We start from the raw sequence: 19,917 nt of genomic DNA, 5'->3' as shown, positions 1-19,917 counted from the left end.
GCAACCGAATTTGGAGTCACCATGAAAGAGCTATTCAACCTTCTCCGTCCGACCGAAGAGTACGAAGATTTCGACGCGATCAAGATCGGGCTGTCCTCGCCCGAAGTGATCCGTAGCTGGTCCTTCGGTGAAGTCCGCAAGCCCGAGACGATCAACTACCGCACGTTCAAGCCGGAACGCGATGGCCTGTTCTGCGCGAAGATTTTCGGGCCGATCAAGGACTACGAGTGCCTGTGCGGCAAGTACAAGCGCCTCAAGCACCGCGGCGTCGTGTGCGAGAAGTGCGGCGTCGAAGTCACCGTCGCCAAGGTGCGTCGCGAGCGCATGGGCCACATCGACCTGGCCTCGCCGGTCGCGCACATCTGGTTCCTGAAGTCGCTGCCGAGCCGTATCGGCCTGTTGCTCGACATGCCGCTGCGCGCCATCGAGCGCGTGCTGTATTTCGAAGCGCACATCGTCGTCGACCCGGGCCTGACCCCGCTCGAGAAGGGCAAGCTGCTCACGGAAGAGGACTACCTCGACGCCGTCGAGAAGTATGGTGACGAGTTCGATGCCCGCATGGGCGCCGAGGCCGTGCACGATCTTCTGAAGGCGATCGACCTGCACAAGGAGACGATCCGTCTGCGCGAGGAGCTCGCCGGCACGTCGTCCGAGACCAAGATCAAGAAGCTCGGCAAGCGCCTCAAGCTGATCGAATACTTCATCAGCTCGAAGAACAAGCCCGAGTGGATGGTGATGACGGTGCTGCCGGTGCTGCCGCCGGATCTGCGTCCGCTCGTCCCGCTCGACGGTGGCCGCTTCGCGACGTCGGATCTGAACGATCTGTATCGCCGCGTCATCAACCGCAACAACCGCCTCAAGCGCCTGCTCGAGCTGACCGCGCCCGACATCATCGTGCGCAACGAAAAGCGCATGCTGCAGGAGTCGGTGGACGCGCTGATCGACAACGGCCGCCGCGGCCGTGCGATCACCGGCACCAACAAGCGCCCGCTCAAGTCGCTCGCCGACATGATCAAGGGCAAGCAGGGTCGTTTCCGCCAGAACCTGCTCGGCAAGCGCGTCGACTACTCCGGCCGTTCGGTCATCGTGGTCGGCCCGACGCTCAAGCTGCACCAGTGCGGTCTGCCCAAGAAGATGGCGCTGGAGCTGTTCAAGCCCTTCGTCTTCTCGCTGCTGCAGCGCAAGGGTCACGCCACCACCATCAAGGCTGCAAAGAAGATGGTGGAGCGCGAGGAAGGCGTGGTCTGGGACTGCCTGGAAGAGTGCATCAAGGAGCATCCGGTGATGTTGAACCGCGCTCCGACGCTGCATCGCCTCGGCATCCAGGCTTTCGAACCGCTGCTGATCGAAGGCAAGGCCATCAATCTTCACCCGCTCGTCTGCACGGCCTTCAACGCCGACTTCGACGGTGACCAGATGGCCGTACACGTGCCGCTCTCGCTGGAAGCCCAGCTCGAAGCGCGCGTGCTGATGATGGCGTCGAACAACATCCTGTCGCCCGCGTCGGGCGACCCGATCATCGTGCCGTCGCAGGACGTCGTGCTCGGTCTGTACTGGATGACGCGTGAGCGCGTCGCCGCCAAGGGCGAGGGCATGGTCCTCTCCGACGTGGCTGAAGTGCATCGCGCCTACGAGTCGGGCGCGCTCGACCTGCAGGCCAAGATCAAGGTCCGCCTGAAGGATTACGACGACGCCGGCAAGGAGATCTACCACCTCGTCGACACGACCACCGGTCGTGCGCTGATGTCGGAAATCCTGCCGGACAAGATCCCGTTCTCGGTGATCAACCGCACGCTGACGAAGAAGGAAGTCAGCCGCGTGCTGAACCGCGTTTACCGCGTCTGCGGCACCAAGGACACCGTCGTGTTCGCGGACCAGATCATGTACACGGGCTTCCGCATGTCGACCAAGTCGGGCATCAGCTTCTGCCTCGACGACATCGTCATTCCCGATGAGAAGGTCACCATCCTCGCCGCGGCCGAAGCCAAGGTGAAGGAAGTGGCGCGCGAATACACCGAAGGTCTCACCACGCAGCAGGAACGCTACAACCGCGTGGTCGATCATTGGTCGCGTGCCAACGACGACATCTCCAAGGCGATGATGAAGCGCATCGGCAAGGAGAAGGTCACGACGCTCAAGGGCGTGGAAACCGAACAGCCGAGCTTCAACTCGGTGTTCATGATGGCCGACTCCGGCGCGCGTGGTTCGCAGGCGCAGATCCGTCAGCTCGCCGGCATGCGCGGCCTGATGGCCAAGCCCGACGGCTCGATCATCGAGACGCCGATCACCGCGAACTTCCGCGAAGGCCTCAACGTTCTGCAGTACTTCATCTCGACGCACGGCGCCCGTAAGGGTCTGGCCGATACCGCGCTGAAGACGGCGAACTCGGGCTATCTGACGCGTCGTCTGGTCGACGTGGCGCAGGACGTGGTCGTGACCGCGCAGGACTGCGGCACCGACCAGGGCCTGCTGATCATGCCGATCGTGGAAGGCGGTGACATTCTCGAAGCGCTGCGCGACCGCGTGCTGGGTCGTGTGACGCTGCGTGACGTGCACGCCCCCGGCACCGACGAAGTCATCATCCCGGGCACGACGATCATCGACGAGCGCCTCGCCGATGAGCTCGAAAAGAACAGCGTCGACGAGGTCTGGGTGCGTTCGCCCATCACCTGCGAACTGCCGTTCGGTATCTGCGCCAACTGCTACGGACGCGATCTGGCCCGTGGTCATCGCGTGAACATCGGCGAAGCCGTCGGCGTCATCGCGGCGCAGTCGATCGGCGAACCGGGCACGCAGCTGACCATGCGTACCTTCCACGTCGGTGGCGCCGCCAACCGCGGCGTCTCGACCGATGGCGTCGATGCGCGTGCGGCCGGTACGGCCCGCGTGCACAACCTCAAGACGGTGCGCAACAAGGAAAATCTCCTCGTTGCCGTGTCGCGTTCGGGTGAAATCGGCGTGCTGGCGGCCGACGGCCGTGAGCGCGAGCGTTACAAGATCCCTTACGGCGCCGTGATCCTGGTCAAGGACGGCGACGCCGTTCCAGCCGGCTTCCGCATGGCCAAGTGGGATCCGCACACGCACCCGATCGTCACCGAGCTGGCCGGCTTCGTGAAGTTCCAGGACTTCGAAGAAGGCGTCACGGTCACCAAGGAAAACGATCCGATCACCGGCGTGACCAACCTGGTCATCACCGAACCGAAGTCGCGTGGTTCGGCCGGCAAGGACCTGCGCCCGCAGCTGATGCTGCTCGATGCCAAGGGCAAGCAGCTCAACTTCCCCGGCACCGACATTCCGGCCCAGTACTCGCTGCCCCCCAGGGCGGTCATCAGCGTCGAGGACGAGGCCGAGGTGAAGGTGGGCGACATCATCGCGCGCATCCCGCAGGAATCGTCCAAGACCCGCGACATCACGGGCGGTCTGCCGCGCGTCGCGGATCTGTTCGAAGCCCGCAAGCCGAAGGAACCGGCGGTTCTCGCCGAAGCCAGCGGCACGATCAAGTTCGGCACCGCGACCAAGGGCAAGCAGCGCATCAAGATCGTCGAGCCGGATGGCAACGAGGTCGAGACGCTGGTGCACAAGTGGGTGCAGATCCGCGTGTTCGAAGGTGAGCACGTGGAGAAGGGCGAAATCATCTCGGATGGTGAGCCCAGCCCGCACGACATCCTGCGCCTGCAGGGTGTGACCGCGCTGGCCAACCACATGGTCAAGGAAATCCAGGACGTCTATCGTCTGCAGGGCGTGAAGATCAACGACAAGCACATCGAAACGATCATTCGTCAGATGCTGCGCAAGGTCGAGATCAGCGAGACCGGCGATTCCCGCTTCCTGCAGGGTGAGCAGGCGGAAATCTTCCACGTGCTGGCCGAGAACCGGAAGCTCAAGGCGCAGAAGCATCGTGCCGCGAACTACGACCGTCAGCTGCTCGGCATCACGAAGGCCTCGCTGTCGACCGAGTCGTTCATCTCGGCGGCCTCGTTCCAGGAAACCACGCGCGTCCTCACGGAAGCCTCGGTGCGCGGTTCGCGCGACGAGCTGCGCGGCCTCAAGGAAAACGTCATCGTCGGTCGTCTGATCCCGGCAGGTACGGGTCTGGCGCACCACGAACAGCGTCGCAAGTCGCGTGGCGGTTCGCTGCTCGCCGACCTCCAGGCGTCGGCGCTCTCGGGCGGCGGCAGCTTCGATGCAACCGGCAATGAGCGCGTGCTTCGCACGACGATCAGCGAAGGCGGCGACGACGTTGAAGAAGAAGCGACGGACGAGGGTGCGGAGGAGTAGACAGTACTGCGAAGCCCGGTACTGCGACGCTGTATGGCTGTACGACGAAGCCCCGCTGATGCGGGGCTTCGCCGTTATGGAGGGCGCGCAAGCCGCGCAACCACGACCGTTCGCTGCTCACGCCGGGCGTCGTCGCGCGACGGGCGCCGCGTCCCGGATAGCGATCCCTCGCGACCCCTGGACGAGGTCGTCCGCACGTCCGGATCTTCGCGGGGTCGACCGCGAGTCCGCCCCGATTGTCGGACAATTTTTCGCGTGATACGGTCCAAATGATTCGCTCGAGCGCATCTGCGCCGCGATCCATAACGACAACGAGGAGAACGAAATGGCAGGGAAGGTTCTGATTGCGGGAGCCAGCGGCGTCGTCGGCGCGGCGGCCGTCGAGGAATTTCTCGCGCAGGGCTGGGAGGTCGTCGCCCTGTCGCGTCGCAAGCCCGAGATCGCGAGCGCCCGAGCCTTCCAGCATCTGGCGGTCGATCTGCAGGACGCGGCCAGTGCGAAGGCCGCGCTGTCGAAGCTGGGCGACGTGACGCACGTCGTTTACACAGCCTTGTTCGAGAAGCCCGGTCTGATCGCCGGCTGGTCTGAAAAGGACCAGATGGAAACCAACCTGGCGATGCTCAAGAACTGCCTGGAGCCGCTGCTGAGCAACGCGAAAGGCCTGAAGCACTTCAGCCTGCTGCAGGGCACCAAGGCGTACGGCATCCATCTGCACCCGATGCCGATCCCGGCGCGCGAGGGTGCTGCCCGCGATCAACACGCCAACTTCTACTGGCTGCAGGAGGACTATCTGCGGGCGACTGCGCAGAAGGCGGGTTTCGGCTTCACGATTCTGCGGCCGCAGCTCATCATCGGCTCGGCTTACGGTGTGGCGATGAATCTGGCGCCGATCATCGGCGCCTACGCGGCGATCTGCCGCGAGCAGGGTGAACCCTTCGGGTTTCCCGGTGGAATCTCGTATGTCTGGGAGGCTGTGGACTCGCGGTTGCTGGCGCGTGTCTTCACCTGGGCGGCGACGTCGCCTGCAGCGGCGGGCCAGCACTTCAACGTCACCAACGGCGACGTCTTCGAGTGGCGCAACCTGTGGCCGGCGATGGCCAAGGTCCTGGGCGTGCAGGTGGGGCCGGACAAGCCTCGCTCGATGGCGGAATACCTGCCGGCCAAGGCCGGAGTCTGGGACGGCATCGTCAAGAAGCACGGACTGCGCCCCGTGAAGATGTCCGAACTGGTCGGCGAATCGCACCACTACGCCGATTTCTGCTTCGCCTACGGCGCGACCACGCCTCCGCCGCCGGCCTTCGTCAGCGCCATCAAGTTGCGCCAGGCCGGCTTCACCGAAGTCTGCGATACCGAGGACATGTTCTGCTACTGGCTGCGCAACTTCATCGAGCGCGGGATCCTGCCGGCGCCCTAGATGCAGGCTTGATCGCTTCGTCGAGCAGGAAAATGAAAAGCTAACGCGAAGGCGCAAAGGGAAAAGAGAGAACGCAGAGAAAAGCGATGCGCGCAAAATCTTTGCGCCCTCTCTTTTCCCTTTGCGCCTTCGCGTTGGCCTTGGTTGGCGTCTCTACGTAGGCGAACTCCGGCGTTCGAAGGCGTAAAATCCCGCGATGCAGGACATCGCCGATATCACGCCTCTCGTCGCCTCGCTCAATCCTGCGCAGAAGGAAGCCGTCACCGCTCCGCCCGAGCACCGGCTGGTGCTGGCGGGCGCGGGTTCGGGCAAGACCCGCGTGCTGGTGCATCGCATCGCGTGGCTGATCACGGTCGAAAACGTTTCGCCGTTGTCCGTGCTGGCGGTGACGTTCACGAACAAGGCCGCGAGCGAGATGCGCGGGCGCATCGAGCAGCTCATCACCGTGCCGATCCGCTCGATGTGGGTGGGCACGTTCCACGGCATCGCGCATCGCATGCTGCGTCTGCACTGGAAGGAAGCGGGCCTGGTGCAGAACTTCCAGATCCTGGACGCCGACGACCAGGTGCGCTTGGTCAAACGCGTGCTCAAGGCGCTGGACATGTCGGACGAGCAGTGGCCACCCAAGGCCGTCACGCACTGGATCAACGCGCAGAAGGAAGAGGCGCGTCGTCCGCAGCACATGTCGGATCTGGGCGATTACACGCAGCGACAGTACGTGCGCGTCTACACCGCGTACGAGGAGGCCTGCACGAAATCGGGCGTCGTCGATTTCGCTGAGCTGCTGCTGCGCGCCTTCGAGATCACGCGCGACAACCCGGAGATCCAGGCGCATTACCGCCGACGCTTCCGGCACGTGCTCGTCGACGAATTCCAGGACACCAACACACTGCAGTACGCGTGGCTCAAGGTGCTGGCCGGCGATACCGGCACGATGTTCGCGGTCGGCGACGACGATCAGAGCATCTACTCCTGGCGCGGCGCGCGCGTGGAGAACATGGTCCGCCTGGAGAAGGATTTTCCGGGCACCGAGGTCATCCGCCTCGAACAGAACTACCGATCGACCGGCACGATCCTGAAAGCCGCCAACGGCCTGATCTCGAAGAACACCAACCGGCTGGGCAAGAATCTCTGGACCGACGGTGGCGACGGCGAACAAATCCAGCTCTACGCGTCGTACAACGAGTACGACGAGGCCGAGTTCGTGGCCAACCGCGCGCGCGAACTCCTCGATGGCCGCTGCCGCTACTCCGATCTGGCCATCCTGTACCGCTCGAACGCGCAGTCGCGCGTGCTCGAAGAAATCCTGATCCGCGCGCGGATTCCGTACCGCATCTACGGTGGTCTTCGGTTCTTCGAGCGCCAGGAAATCAAGGATGCGCTCGCCTATCTGCGCCTGCTGCACAACCGCGACGACGACACCAGTTTCGAGCGCACGGTGAACACACCGGCGCGCGGCATCGGTGCGACGACGATGGAGAAACTGCGCGAGATCTCGCGCGCCAGCGGCGTGTCCTTGTGGATGGCCGCGAAGAACGCGAGCAGCCAGCTCGGCCGTTCGGCCGGCAACATGGGCCAGTTCCTGAAGCTGATCGACGACCTGCATGCCGAGACGCGCGACCTGCCGTTGTCGAAGGCCACCGAGTTGCTGATCGCGCGCACCGGCCTGCGTGACCATTACCGCAAGGAAAAAGGCGAGCAGGCCGAGGCGCGCCTCGAGAATCTGGACGAGCTGATCAGCGCGGCGCGTTCGTTCGAGGTCGATCCCGGCGCCGCGAGCGCGGCGGAGAATCCCGACGAGCCGGTGCTCGATCCCCTGACCGCGTTCCTGACCCACGCCGCGCTCGAATCCGGCGAAGAGCAGGCGGGACCCGGCGAGGATTGCGTGCAGCTGATGACCCTGCACGCCGCCAAGGGACTTGAGTTCCCGGTGGTGTTCATCGTCGGCGTCGAGAACGGATTGTTCCCGTCGGCGCGCGCCATCGACGAGGGCAATCTCGAGGAAGAACGGCGCCTGTTCTACGTGGGCATCACGCGTGCGCGCCGCAAGCTGTATCTGTCGTACGCGGAAGTCCGGCGCGTGCACGGTGTGGAACAGATCGGGGCGCCGTCGATGTTCCTGAAGGAAGTGCCGGCCGAGTGCGTGTCCGAGACACGTCCCCGCGCCGGCATCCTGCGTCCGGGCTTCGGTGCGCGTGAACCCCAGTCCGGATACGGCGGCGGCTACCGCGGCGCCGGATCGGGTGGCGGCTACGGCGGCAGTGCGGCCGGGCGTCCGCTGCCGCGCACCGTGGTGGCCGGGTCCAGTGGACTCGGACCCGGAGGCTTTCGCCTGGGCCAGCGCGTGGAGCACCCGAAGTTCGGCGAAGGGACGATCCTGAGCTTCGACGGGGACGGCGACCGCGCCCAGATCGAGGTCAAGTTCCGGGATGCCGGCACCAAACGGCTGGTGCTCGGGTTCGCAAATCTTCGCGGGCTTTGACCTGGATCACATCCCCTGCCGGTCGACGGCAGACCGAGGGGGCGATTTCGCACGGCGCCCGCTATGCTCGGCCTGCGGTTCATCACACAGGGAGATACATCATGGATTTCGGCAAAGTCCTCACCAAGGAATTCCTTCTGAGCCTGGAAGGACGCATCAATCGTGGGCAGTACTGGGCATTCATCCTGATCTACATCGCCGGTGCCATCGTGCTGGGGATCGTCGACGGCATCCTCGGCACGGGTGGAATCCTGGGCCTCATCTATGCACTGGCAGCGCTGTATCCGTCGATCTGCGTGCTGGCGCGCCGCTGGCACGACCGCGGCAAGAGCGGCTGGTGGACGCTGATCGGACTCGTGCCGTTCATCGGCGCGATCTGGATCCTGGTCGAGTGCGGTTGCCTTCCGGGCACCTCCGGTCCGAACCAGTACGGTGCGGACCCGCTGGCACCTGGGGCCTGATCCTGCGTCCGAGCGCCCGGTCGCCGCGCTGGCGATCGGGCCTCTTGCACCGCGGTGCCCTCGCGGACGAAGCGGACATCGCGTGTGATCCACATCTCGCAGGCTGCGGCGCTCACGCCGATACATCGCGGATGCAGGTCTAGACTCGCCCCGTGACGCAACCGTCACATTCGGGGGAGAACTTCAGATGGGATTCCTTTTCAGCGCCAAGGGACGTATCACACGCAAGCAGTATTGGCTCAGCTTCCTGCTGTACACCGGGCTGATGATTGCCCCCCTGATCTTCCTGGGAGCGGGCAAGGGTTATACCGATTACATGGGGCGAAGCCAGAAGTCACAGGCCGAGTCGATGCTCGAGCCCAGCATGCTGGTCGCCGAAGAAGCCGCTGCCCCGGTGGAGGAGACGCCGTCGATGGAACCGGATGCGGCCTCAACCGATGACGAGGCCCTCGCCCCGGAATCGATGGAGTCCACCGAAGAGGCGGTCGTCATGGAAGAACCGATGACGTCGCTCGAGCCCGTTACTCCGGTCAGTGGAATGGCGGCTCTGGCCACCACGGGGCTTTTCTTCGTCTTCCTGATCGCCCTGATCTATTCGGCGATCGTGGTGCAGATCAAGCGGTGGCACGACCAGAACCTGACCGGCTGGCTCTGGCTGATCAACTTCACGGGTATCGGATCGCTGGTCACCTTCGTGATGTGCGGGTTTCTGCGGGGTACCGTCGGCCCGAACAAGTACGGCCCGGACCCGCGCGATCCCGCCTGAGGACGGCACGCCGATCGTATGCTGGGATTCGTTCCTGAAGCCTGGGTTGCACTCGGCGTCGCCCTGTTCCTGATCTGGCGGTGGAGCCGGCGACGGCGGAGCACTCCGGACCAAGGGCCGGAGCGCTCTCCGTTGGTGTGGAAGGATCTGCTGGATGACCGGATCGAGCTGATCGCGCGGCTGACTCCGGAGCAGCGCGAGCGTTTCCACGCGCGGGTCGAGCGCTTCCTTCGCGAGAAACGCTTCGTCGGTTGCGCGGGGCTCGAAGTGACCGACGAGATGCGCGCGCTGGTGGCCGGCATGGCCTGCCTGATGATCCTGCGACCGGGCGCCACGCTGTTCCCGGAACTCCGGCAAGTCCTGATCTATCCAGGGCCGTTCCTGGTGCCGGTCACCGAACCGGACGAGTTCGGCCTGGTGTCGGATGAACCCGAGGAGCGCGTCGGCGAATCCTGGCAGGGCGATCGCGTGATCCTGTCCTGGCCGGACGTGGAATCGGCGCTCGATGGAGACGAGGTCAACGTTGTCGTGCACGAGTTTGCGCACCAGCTCGACGACGAGGGCGACGCCGGCGAAGGCGCACCGCTGCTGGCCGACTACTCGCACTGGTCGCAGGTGATGAAGACCGAGTTCGAGCGCCTGCGTCGCCATCGCCGCCCTCCAGTGCTCGACCCTTATGGTGCCGAAAGCCCCGCCGAGTTCTTCGGCGTGGTCACGGAAGCATTCTTCCAGCGCGGGCCTGAGCTCGCGCACCATCATCCCGCGTTGTATGCCGTCCTTCGCGACTACTACGGTTTCGAGACGGCTTGAGACCTGTATCTCGGGTCAGGGAAAGGGCGGGGTAGGTTTCCACTCCCCGGGCAGATACGATTGGGGTCATCTACCGTCGAGGGGAGGCCATGAGCGAGCACCGCTCCGCGGCCGTGATGTTTGCGGATATCGCTGCCGCCACCGAGCTGCGACACAGCGTCGGCGACCGGCAGGCGGACGCTATCCTCGATCCGCTGCTCAAGGCGATGACGGAGATCGTCATCCGTAACGGCGGCGACGTGCTCAAGTCGGACGGTGACGACGTCCTTGCCATATTCGATCGCCCACGGACTTTCGTCGACGACGCAGCCAACGCTGCGGTCGAGTGCCAGCTCGCGGCGCGCGCCGTGGGGCGCAAGCTGTACACCGGACTGGGCGCCGGCGTCATCGAATTTCGCGAAGTGCTGGGTCGGCCCGACGTGTCGGGCATGCCTGTCAACATGGCGGCACGCCTGCACAAGCTGGTCCCCGATCTCGCGGGCTACATCTTTCTGAGCGCCGAAACGGTTGCGCACCTGCGTCCCGAAATCCGGGAGCGCGCGCGGCCCTATGGCGTTCGTCCCATCAAGGGCATGGGCGCCGTCGATGTCCACACGCTGGATTGGGACGAGGCCGTCACCATCGTGCCGACGCGCTTTGCGCTGCCGGCGACGTCGCAAACCACCATGATCGTCGCGCTGGGCCTGACGTACGCAGGACAGATGCTGCGGCTCGAAACGCAGTCTCCGGCGTTCATGGCCGGCCGCGATCGCAACAACGAACTGCGCCTGCACGACGACGAGCAGCGGGTGTCCTCGCGTCACCTCAAGATCGTGTTCCGCAACGGCGCCTGGATCCTGCAGGACACCAGCCGGAACGGGACGTGGGTGCGGTTCAACAACAACTCCAACCAGATCGGCCTGCTGGGTGACGAACTCAAGCTCGTGGCCAACGGTCGGATGTGTCTGGGCCGGCCTTTTGCCGACGATTCAGAGGGTCGATTCACGGTGCATTTTGAACTGATCAAAAAATGAGCGCGCCCAGCGCGCTGCCCGAACGGACGTGGATCGATAACTTCCGCGTCGTACGGAAGCTGGGTCGGGGCGGGTTCGGCGTCACGTATCTCGCCGAGGAATTCCGCGAGTGGGAAGCGGGCTCCGAGACCGGCGAGGCGCTACGCCTGGTGGCGATCAAGGAGTACTTCCCACGCGGCCTGGCCACGCGGCCGGACGGGCAGACCGTCACCCTCTCGCCGGACGTCGAGGGCGGCGAACAGGCCTTCCAGATGGCGCTCAAGGGCTTCTTCCAGGAAGCCGAGTCGTTGATGCGCTTCGATCACCCGAACGTGATCAAGATTCACCGTGTGTTCCAGCGCAACGGGACTGCCTACTACGTCATGCCCTTCCTGAAGGGCGAGACGCTCAAGGCCATCCTCAAGCGTGATGGGGCGATGGGCGAGGAGCGCACGCGCCGGCTGATGCTGCCGATCCTCGATGGGCTGGTGCACGCGCACGCGCGGGGCATCCTGCATCGCGATCTCAAGCCGGACAACGTGATGGTCCCGGACGAGGGCGGTCCGGTGCTGATCGATTTCGGCGCTGCGCGCGCACAGGCCGTGGACGAGGTGCAGGACTACACGCGCTACAGCGAACTGGTGGCGTACACGCCCGGATATGCCGCTCTCGAGCAGTACGGGCGTGCCACGCGTGACAACCCGCACGGCCAGCACACCGATGTGTACGGGCTGGCCGCCGTGATGTACCACTGCGTCACCGGCGAGGCACCGGTGGAGGCCTCACTGCGGTCCATGCAGCTTGCGAACGGGGCCGCCGATCCGCTGGTGCCGGCAGCTGCCCGCTTGATGCAGGAGCCGGGCTACGGCCGCGCATTCCTGGCGGCCATCGACTGGGGCATGGAGCTGGCCGGTCGCAGCCGTCCGCAGAGCGTCGCCGAATTCCGGCGCGCGCTCGACGGCAAGCTGCCGCTTCCCGAGAACACGGTCGCGCGGCTCAGGGCGCACGGCGTCTCGATCGAACCGTTCACGCAGCCGGGGCCGGTGACGCAGCCCCTGCAGATCGCGCCCGAGGTGCGCGACACGCAGCGTCCGGGCGGACCGATCACGTCCCCCCGCACCGACACCGTGCTGGCCGAGGCCGCGAGCCGCCCTTCGCTGCAAGGGCGTGGGGCTCCCGCTGTTTCGCCGGAGCCCGCTCCGCACGAGGCGACGCAGTTCCTGAATCTGGCGATTCCGCCCCGCGTGCCGGCCCCGCCGCCGGAGCCGGTCACGGCATCCGTTGCGCCCTCGTCTCCACGCAGCGGTGGAGGCAAGGCCTTGCCCTTGCTGGGCCTGCTGGTCTCGATCGCGGCGGTGGCCTACGTCGCCCGCGACCAGGTGCCACAGGATCTGCGGGATCGCGTTCCGGAATCCCTGCGCACCACGCTGTGGTCGGAGCCGGTCGCCGTCGACGTGCAGGCGGTCGCGCCGCCGATCCAGCCGCCGGCACCGGCCGAGATCGCGAAGCCTGTGGAGTCGGTGAAAGAAGCTGCCGAACGCGAGGCCTTCGAAGCGGCGAAGGAGGGCGACACGCTGGATGGGTGGAAGGCTTTCAGGAAGGCTTTCCCGCGCAGTCCGCACGTGGCGACGGCCGACATCCGGATCGCGGCGCTGCAGCCGAAGGCCGTCGCCAAGCCGCAACCGGGGACCGAGACGCCGGCGCGGGAATCCGAAAAACCGGTGGTCGAGCCGCAGCCGAAGACCGAGGTCGTCGAGAAGCCGGCCCCCAAGCCGGTTGCGCCTGCCGGGACGGCCAGCGCGGCGCCCAAGACCTTGCCCGGCGGTTTCCGCGACTGCCCGGCCTGTCCCGAGATGGTGAAGATCGCCGCCGGCATGCTCGAGATGGGCGACGTCGCAGGAACCGGCGAGGCGGACGAAAAGCCGCTTCGCCAACTGAGCATCGGGGCTTTCTACGCCGGCCGCTACGAAGTGACGTTCGACGATTGGGCGGGCTGCGTGGCGGGCGGCGGTTGTGCGGGCACGCCTCGCGACGCCGGATGGGGACGCGGCCAGCGGCCGGTTATCAACGTGAGCTGGAACGACGCCCAGCACTACGTGGCCTGGTTGTCGCGCACCAGCGGAAAGCATTACCGGCTGCCGACCGAAGCGGAATTCGAGTACCTGATGCGCGCAGGCTCGCGCTCGCCCTTTCCGTGGGGCGAAGACGGCACGGCGGCCTGCACCTACGCCAACGTGGCGGATCGCCAGGCCAAGAAACAGAACCCGGACTGGAACACCTTCCCCTGCGACGACGGCGAGCCGCTGACGGCGCCGGTGGGCCGGTATCGCGCCAATGCCTTCGGCCTGTTCGATGTGGCGGGCAACGTCTGGGAATGGACGCAGGACTGTTACCAGAGTTATCGGCAGGCGGCCGATGCATCGGCCTACGACCCGCCGAACTGTGCGCGGCGCGTGCTGCGGGGCGGCTCCTGGGGAGATGCCACGCGCAACCTGCGCTCGTCGGACCGCACCGCGAGCGCGCCGAACGCGACGCTGAAGATCGTCGGCTTTCGCGTGATGCGCGACTGAGGCGCTCCGTAGCCCGGGCGAAGCCCCGGGTTCCCCTCGCATACGGAGCGCAATCCCGGGCTACGGGATCGATTCGGACAGGCAGCTTTGCAGGAACATCGCGCCTGAGGTCGTCGCCAGATCGCGGTTCGCCTTCTTGCGGAACCCGTGGCCCTCGTCCTTCGCCAGCAGATACCAGACCTCACCGCCCTGCGATCGCACGGTCTTCACGATCTGCTCGGCTTCCGAGGCCGGCACGCGCGGATCGTTGGCACCCTGGATCACGTACAGCGGCCGCCGGATCTTGTGGGCGTTGGTCGTCGGCGAAATGCGCTCGAGCAAAGCGCGCATCGCCGGATCGCGCTCGTCGCCGTACTCGGCGCGGCGCAGGTCGCGCCGATAGTCCTGCGTGTTGCCGAGAAACGTGACGAAGTTGCTGATCCCCACCGTGTCGATGCCGCAGCGCAGCCGGTCGTTGAAGGTCGCGAGACTCGCCAAGGTCATGTAGCCGCCGTAGCTGCCGCCTGCGACCGCGACGCGGGTGCGATCGAGTTCCGGACGCGTGGCGATCCAGTCGAGCAGCGCGCCGATGTCCTTCACCGAGTCTTCGCGCTTCTCCGCATTGTCGAGCTGCAGGTAGGCCTTCCCGTAACCGTCCGAGCCGCGCACGTTGGGCACCAGCACCGACACGCCGAGTTCGCGCAGGTAGAACTCGGTGATCGGCGAGAACAGCGGCAGGGCCTGTGCCTCGGGGCCGCCGTGGATCTGGATCAGCACCGGCCGCGGGCCGTCCTGCGGGGCGCGGTAGTAGAACGCGGGAATGCTGCGCGCATCGAAACTCGGGAAGCGGACCAGCTCGGGTTCGACGAACTTCGAGGCGTCGAGCCCGCCGGTCTCGCTCGCCGTCCAGCGCAGCAGCTGGCGTTGCGACAGGCGGATCGAATACACGTCGCCCGCGTTGCGCGAGTTGTTGAGCGAGAAGCCAAGCTGTCGTCCCTTCGCGTCGAAGTGCAGATCGTCGATCACGCCACGCGGCACGGCGGGCAGGCGCATCGGCTTGCCGGTGCGCAGGTCGAGCACATGCAGTTCGGAGAATCCGTCCGCGTTGATCGTGTACGCGAGGAAGGCGCCGCCGTCGGACAGCGCGAGATGGTCGACGTCCCAAGAGATCTCGCCGCTGACGACGCGCGCATCGCGCCCGTCGATGGCCTCATAGCGCAGGCGACGGACGTCGGAATCCTCGTCGGAGATGTAATAGATGCCTTTGCCGTCCCGCGCGTAGCGCGCGGCGCCGAACGCGATGGGGTGCGTCGATGGATGGAAGCGCAGCGGTGCGCCGCCCTGCGCGGGCAGCAGCCACAGCTCGGTCTGGTTGATCGAGATGTACTTCTGCGCGAGCAGCCAGCGATCGTCCGGCGACCAGTCGAGCGTCATCCACGTGCCCTCGGATTCGTGCACGGCGTGCGACTGTCGCGTCGCCGGATCGAGGACGTGGATGTCGGTGTCGCGGCCGTTGCGGCGCGTCGTGGAGTACGCGAGGCGCTTGCCGTCGTTGGACCAGATCGCGGCGGTGTTGCGCGCGCGGCCCTCGGTCAGGCGGGTGGCGAGTCCGCGCTTCGCGTCGTAGTTCCACAGTTGGTAGAACTCGTCGCCACCCTTGTCCTTCCCGAACACGAAGTCCGCGCCATGGGGCGCGGGAAGGGCTTCCGCGATCGGTTCGGGATAGAACGTGAGCTGGGTACGCGCGCCGCCCGGCATCGCGACACGATGGACCTGCGCGGTTTCGCCGAAGCGCGTCGTGATCAGCGCGCTGCCGTCGGCGGTCCAGCCGCGGAACGAGGCGCTGCGGGTCTGCTGATAGGCGTTGATGCGCTCGGAGAATTCCGCCGGAACCTCGGGCAGATTCTCCATCACCAGATTGCCGCGTTCGATGCGCGAGACTTCAGCCGCTGCGAGTGCGAGCCCGGGGATCAGGGAGACGAAGAGGCACCACGCCCATCGGCCGCGCATCGGAAATGCTCCTCAGGGCAGCTTGACCACCCGGCTGTCGAATCCCTGCGACTTCAGCTTCGCGGCCACGCCCTGCGCCTGCTCGAGCGATTTCGAGGGACCGACGCGCACGCGATACAGCGTCGCATGATCCTGTGTCGTGATCGTCTCGATGCGGGCCTCGACGCCAGCCATCGCGAGCTTGGCCTTGTGCGCATCGGCATTCGTCGCATCGCGGAACGAGCCGGCGAGGATCAGGTACTGCCCACTGCTGCCGGGGGCGGCGGGAGTCGTCGCGGGAGTTGGTGACGTGAGGGCCGTCGCGGGCGCGGTTCCGGGCGTCGTCGGGCGCGCGGCGGTGGCCGCGGGCACGGGCGGCCGGAGGCGGGTTTCGCCGGGCACCAGAACCTGCTCCTTCTCCAGCAGCGTGTAGAAGTCGAAGCGCGGATCTTCCTTCGGCGGAATCTCCACCTTGGCGCGCGGCTTGTCCGGCGCCGCTGCCTCTGTCGTTCCGTTGGCGGCGGCCATCGGCATCGGCTGCGCCGGGCGGCCGATGTAGACGATGCAGGCGACGACCAGGCCCATCGACAGGCCGGCGATCAGCCACACCCAGCCCGGCAGGCCGGCGGCTTTCGGAGCGGGTCTGCGATTTCGTGCTGCGTAGTCTCGTGCCATGCCTTACATGCTCTCCGGCGCGGACACGCCGATCAGCGCGAGGCCGTTGCGGATCACTTGGCGCGTGGCCACCACCAGCGCCAGACGCGCGCGCGTGAGGTCGGCGTCGTCTTCCACCAGGAACCTGATCCGATTTCCCGCGGCGTCGATCGCGTTGTAGTAGCTGTGCAGAAGGTCGGCGGTGTCGCGCAGGAAGAACGCCACGCTGTGCGGCGCGTTCTGCTCGGCCGCCACGCTGACCATCTCGGGGAACTTGGCCAGGTGAGCGAGCAAGGCCTTCTCCGGCGCCTCGGTCAGGCGATGCAGCGTGGTGCCCGCGGCAGCGGCGTCGAACGGCATGCCGCGCTCGACGGCCTGGCGCAGCACCGAGCAGATGCGCGCATGCGCGTACTGGATGTAATAGACCGGGTTCTCGTCGGACTTCGAGCGCGCGAGGTCCACGTCGAACACCAGGTGCGAATCCGATTTGCGCGCGGTGAGGAAGTAACGCGTGGCGTCGCGACCGACTTCGTCGATCAGGTCGCGCAAGGTCACGTAGCTGCCGGCGCGCTTGGAGATCTTCACCTCTTCGCCGCCGCGCATCACCGTCACCATCTGGTGTAGCACGTAGCTGGGCCAGTTCTTGGGGATGCCCAGGTTCAGCGCCTGCAGGCCGGCGCGCACGCGGGCGATGGTGCCGTGATGGTCCGAGCCCTGCTCGTTGACCGCGCGCGTGTAGCCGCGTTGCCACTTGCCGACGTGATACGCCACGTCCGGCAGGAAATAGGTGTAGCCGCCTTCACGCTTGCGCATGACGCGGTCCTTGTCGTCGCCGAAGCCGGTGGTGCGCAGCCACAGCGCATCGTCCTGTTCGAACGTGTGGCCCGACGCGATCAGCGCGGCCACGGTCTGCTCCACCTTGCCCTCGGTGTAGAGCGCGGATTCCAGCGAGTAGACGTCGAACGCGACACCGAAAGCCTTGAGATCGGCATCCTGTTCGCGGCGCAGGTAGGCCACCGCGAAGTCGGTGATCGCGGCGACGTCGTCGGCGTCGGCCTTGGCGGTGACTTCGCGGTCGTCGGCGATCACCGTCTCGCCCGCCAGGTAGGCCTTGGCCACGTCGACGATGTAGTCGCCGCGATAGCCGTTCTCGGGCCAGCCGGCCTCTTCGGGCGCGATGCCCTTGATGCGGGCGTGCACCGACGCGCCGAGGTTGCTGATCTGTGCGCCGGCGTCGTTGTAGTAGAACTCGCGCGTCACGTCCCAGCCCGCGGCCTCGTACAGGCGCGCCAGGCAATCGCCCACGGCCGCGCCGCGGCCATGGCCCACGTGCAGCGGGCCGGTGGGGTTGGCGGAGACGAACTCCACCACCACCTTGCCGCGGCGCTTGGAATCGTCGCGGCCGTAGCGCTCGCCTGCGGCGATGATGTCGCTCACCAGCGACGTGAAGGCGTCGGCGTTGAGGAAGAAGTTGATGAAGCCGGGCCCGGCGATCTCCGCCTTGGCGATCAGCGGCGAAGCCGGGAGGTGCTTGAGCAGCGCCTCGGCGATGGCGCGCGGGGGCTGGCCCAGCGGTTTGGCGACCACCATTGCGAGATTGGTCGCGAAGTCGCCGTGGCGCGCGTCCTTGGCGGCATCGATCTGGACGCTGGATGGCATCGCGACCTCGCGGCCGAGCGTCGACGACAGCGAAGCGAGCGCCTGTTCCAGTAGCGCCTGCAGTTGGGATTTCATCGGGGTCGCAAGGGGGATAGAAGCGGCGCAAGTTTAACGCGAACCCCTGCGCGTTCGCGTCGGTTCGCGACGATCGAAGCGCGGGCGAGGAAGGTTTTCGGCAAACCCGTCGTTGGCACGACGGCGAGCGTCCGTTCCGCGCGCTACCGCCGTCGCAGGGCTGATCGCGCACCGCCCGGCGGCGCCCTGCAGGCGATGGCCGGGAGCCCGAATCACCTCTCGCCTATTGACCCGTACGGCTGTCGGTCGCCAACCCTCATTCATCGGCGAAGGCCTGACCGCTCGCAGGCATCGGCGCAGGATGGACTCATCGCTTCAGGGATGCAGCACCGCAGGAGACCCAAGCGCCATGAGACGCCATCGCAGGAACCGGTTTCCGACCGTTCTGCACTGGATGCTCGCAGCGGCCCTGCTGGTGATCACGCTTCCGCTTCAGGCGATGTGTTGAGGCTTCAAAGAATTCTGGTGAGGGTGCCCTCGAAGGTGCTCCGCCAAGCGGCCCAAGAGTCTGCGTACTGTCTCTCCCCCCTGACCGGGTCCGGCTTGCCGGCCCGGTTCTTTTTTGCCCGTCGTTCGCCGATCGGTTGGACGAAGGCGCAGGCAATCCGCGTAAAATCCGCGCCGTTTATGCGAGCGCGTCCGAGAGGCGGCCCGCTTGATCCTTCGAACCGAGGTTTTTCAGATGAAGAAGTGGCGCTGCCTGGTCTGCGACTGGGAATACGACGAGGCCAAGGGCGTTCCTGAAGAGGGGATCGCGCCGGGCACGGCCTGGGACGACGTGCCGGATTCGTGGACCTGCCCGGACTGCGGCGCCGCGAAGTCCGATTTCCAGATGGTGGAAGTCTGAGAGACCGCTGTCGGTATCAGGGGTCAGTCTCGGTGACGGCTCGTCGCTGAGACAGACCTCTGAGGCGGGTCACCGCTTCAGAACGCGCAGCACTGCAAACGAAACGCGATGTCCCGGTGCGCCTGCGCGGCGCGCTGGTTGACGTCGCGCAACTGCATGAATCGCAGCGTGAAACGGTGGCTGCCGGCGCTGATCTCGGGATAGACGCTTTCCTCCCGGGGCACGAACACCCGCAGAAGGCTGCAGGCGCTCTGCGGGGCATGAACGTAGGTGCCGCCCGGCGCCACCGCGTCCGTGACCGCCACGCTGCCGCGAAGCAGGCGCAGATTCAGCAGGATGCCCTGGGCGAACGGCACGAGATCGGCGAACCAGGTGTCGAGGTCGCGCTGCTGCTTCTCTGCCGGCTGGGCCAGCCAGTGATGGTAGGCAGGCAGGTCGAATGCGCAGGTCCCGCCGGGAATCGAGCTGCGGTTGTGGATCGACATCAGGAACTCGTTGTCGCGCAGCGCCGTCGAGGCGAACTGGGTTGCGAGTTGCTGCAGGCCATTGATGCCGACCGTGATTTCCTTCAGCACCGCCTGGAGGCGCGAATTGTCGACGCCCGGCCGGTTGGCCAGGCGCAACAGCACGGCCTGCTGATCGTTCAGATCCTTGAGGATGTCCTTCTTCAGGTCCGAGCGGCCCAGCACCGTGAGAATGTCGAGCAGGGCATGCAGGCGGGCACGGGTACCCAGAGGACTCGGGTCCGCCCGATGGTGCTCGTATTGGCCGAACAGGAACTCAAGACGCAGGAAGGTCCTGATCCGCTCATTGAGCGGCTGTTCGAAAACGATCGCTTCCAGCCCTGTGCTCACGCCAAAACGGTCCGGCAAAAGTGATTCGATTGTGACCCAGTGCACAGGTCAGGGCAATTTCAGATTGGCGTGTCGTCGGCCGATCTC

The 19,917-nt window shown here is 66.0% G+C and carries 13 protein-coding genes; 9 read left to right on the top strand and 4 right to left on the bottom strand.

Going from position 1 to position 19,917, the window contains the following annotated elements:
- The first annotated feature begins 21 nt into the window (after window positions 1-21).
- The 8 genes from rpoC (at window position 22) to DFR24_RS13725 (ending at window position 13,773) form a co-directional block, all read left to right on the top strand.
- Window positions 22-4,278, top strand: a complete 4,257-nt coding sequence (rpoC, locus tag DFR24_RS13760) for a DNA-directed RNA polymerase subunit beta' (protein WP_133881974.1) — start codon at window positions 22-24, stop codon at window positions 4,276-4,278.
- Window positions 4,279-4,603: 325 nt separating this feature from the next.
- Complete coding sequence (locus tag DFR24_RS13755; protein ID WP_133881973.1) at window positions 4,604-5,692, top strand: SDR family oxidoreductase; 1,089 nt, start codon at window positions 4,604-4,606, stop codon at window positions 5,690-5,692.
- A gap of 196 nt (window positions 5,693-5,888) precedes the next feature.
- On the top strand, window positions 5,889-8,174 hold the full coding sequence (gene uvrD / locus DFR24_RS13750; RefSeq protein WP_133881972.1) for a DNA helicase II: 2,286 nt from the start codon (window positions 5,889-5,891) through the stop codon (window positions 8,172-8,174).
- A 101-nt stretch (window positions 8,175-8,275) separates the two neighbouring features.
- A complete protein-coding gene (locus DFR24_RS13745) occupies window positions 8,276-8,635 on the top strand; it encodes a DUF805 domain-containing protein (RefSeq protein ID WP_133881971.1) in 360 nt (119 codons plus the stop codon).
- Between the two features lie 187 nt (window positions 8,636-8,822).
- Complete coding sequence (locus tag DFR24_RS13740; RefSeq protein WP_133881970.1) at window positions 8,823-9,401, top strand: DUF805 domain-containing protein; 579 nt, start codon at window positions 8,823-8,825, stop codon at window positions 9,399-9,401.
- A 21-nt stretch (window positions 9,402-9,422) separates the two neighbouring features.
- Entirely contained in the window at window positions 9,423-10,211 is a 789-nt protein-coding gene (locus DFR24_RS13735; protein ID WP_407075122.1) for a M90 family metallopeptidase, read from the top strand.
- Between the two features lie 89 nt (window positions 10,212-10,300).
- Window positions 10,301-11,224, top strand: a complete 924-nt coding sequence (locus DFR24_RS13730) for an adenylate/guanylate cyclase domain-containing protein (protein ID WP_133881968.1) — start codon at window positions 10,301-10,303, stop codon at window positions 11,222-11,224.
- Window positions 11,221-13,773 (top strand): SUMF1/EgtB/PvdO family nonheme iron enzyme, encoded by a 2,553-nt coding sequence (locus DFR24_RS13725; protein ID WP_133881967.1) that lies wholly within the window; start codon window positions 11,221-11,223, stop codon window positions 13,771-13,773. The genes DFR24_RS13730 and DFR24_RS13725 overlap by 4 nt, the downstream gene beginning before the upstream one ends.
- Window positions 13,774-13,833: 60 nt before the next feature.
- On the opposite strand, the gene DFR24_RS13720 is transcribed toward DFR24_RS13725, so the two are convergent.
- From DFR24_RS13720 to argS, 3 genes are read right to left on the bottom strand one after another with little or no spacing between them, the layout of a single operon-like run.
- Complete coding sequence (locus tag DFR24_RS13720) at window positions 13,834-15,762, bottom strand: S9 family peptidase (protein WP_210772625.1); 1,929 nt, start codon at window positions 15,760-15,762, stop codon at window positions 13,834-13,836.
- Between the two features lie 12 nt (window positions 15,763-15,774).
- Window positions 15,775-16,416, bottom strand: coding sequence for an SPOR domain-containing protein (locus tag DFR24_RS13715; protein ID WP_133881966.1), 642 nt, complete (start codon window positions 16,414-16,416; stop codon window positions 15,775-15,777).
- Between the two features lie 3 nt (window positions 16,417-16,419).
- Entirely contained in the window at window positions 16,420-18,129 is a 1,710-nt protein-coding gene (gene argS, locus DFR24_RS13710) for an arginine--tRNA ligase (RefSeq protein ID WP_133881965.1), read from the bottom strand.
- Between the two features lie 682 nt (window positions 18,130-18,811).
- Here argS and DFR24_RS13705 point away from each other — a divergent pair.
- Complete coding sequence (locus DFR24_RS13705) at window positions 18,812-18,976, top strand: rubredoxin (RefSeq protein ID WP_133881964.1); 165 nt, start codon at window positions 18,812-18,814, stop codon at window positions 18,974-18,976.
- 77 nt (window positions 18,977-19,053) lie between these two features.
- Here DFR24_RS13705 and zapD read toward each other — a convergent pair whose 3' ends face one another.
- On the bottom strand, window positions 19,054-19,830 hold the full coding sequence (zapD, locus tag DFR24_RS13700) for a cell division protein ZapD (protein ID WP_246051656.1): 777 nt from the start codon (window positions 19,828-19,830) through the stop codon (window positions 19,054-19,056).
- Window positions 19,831-19,917: the final 87 nt, after the last annotated feature.

The sequence above is a fragment of the Panacagrimonas perspica genome (assembly GCF_004364935.1).
GTDB lineage: Bacteria > Pseudomonadota > Gammaproteobacteria > Nevskiales > Nevskiaceae > Panacagrimonas > Panacagrimonas perspica.
The sequence above is the reverse complement of the archived record's forward strand: the minus strand, read 5'-3'. Positions and strand labels throughout refer to the sequence as shown.

Coding starts and splice junctions, on each gene's coding strand:
- DFR24_RS13725 (WP_133881967.1), top strand. CDS start 11,221: ATGAGCGCGCCCAGCGCGCTGCCCGAACGGACGTGGATCGATAACTTC.
- uvrD (WP_133881972.1), top strand. CDS start 5,889: ATGCAGGACATCGCCGATATCACGCCTCTCGTCGCCTCGCTCAATCCT.
- DFR24_RS13740 (WP_133881970.1), top strand. CDS start 8,823: ATGGGATTCCTTTTCAGCGCCAAGGGACGTATCACACGCAAGCAGTAT.
- DFR24_RS13755 (WP_133881973.1), top strand. CDS start 4,604: ATGGCAGGGAAGGTTCTGATTGCGGGAGCCAGCGGCGTCGTCGGCGCG.
- DFR24_RS13745 (WP_133881971.1), top strand. CDS start 8,276: ATGGATTTCGGCAAAGTCCTCACCAAGGAATTCCTTCTGAGCCTGGAA.
- DFR24_RS13705 (WP_133881964.1), top strand. CDS start 18,812: ATGAAGAAGTGGCGCTGCCTGGTCTGCGACTGGGAATACGACGAGGCC.
- argS (WP_133881965.1), bottom strand. CDS start 18,129: ATGAAATCCCAACTGCAGGCGCTACTGGAACAGGCGCTCGCTTCGCTG.
- DFR24_RS13715 (WP_133881966.1), bottom strand. CDS start 16,416: ATGGCACGAGACTACGCAGCACGAAATCGCAGACCCGCTCCGAAAGCC.
- DFR24_RS13730 (WP_133881968.1), top strand. CDS start 10,301: ATGAGCGAGCACCGCTCCGCGGCCGTGATGTTTGCGGATATCGCTGCC.
- DFR24_RS13720 (WP_210772625.1), bottom strand. CDS start 15,762: ATGCGCGGCCGATGGGCGTGGTGCCTCTTCGTCTCCCTGATCCCCGGG.
- rpoC (WP_133881974.1), top strand. CDS start 22: ATGAAAGAGCTATTCAACCTTCTCCGTCCGACCGAAGAGTACGAAGAT.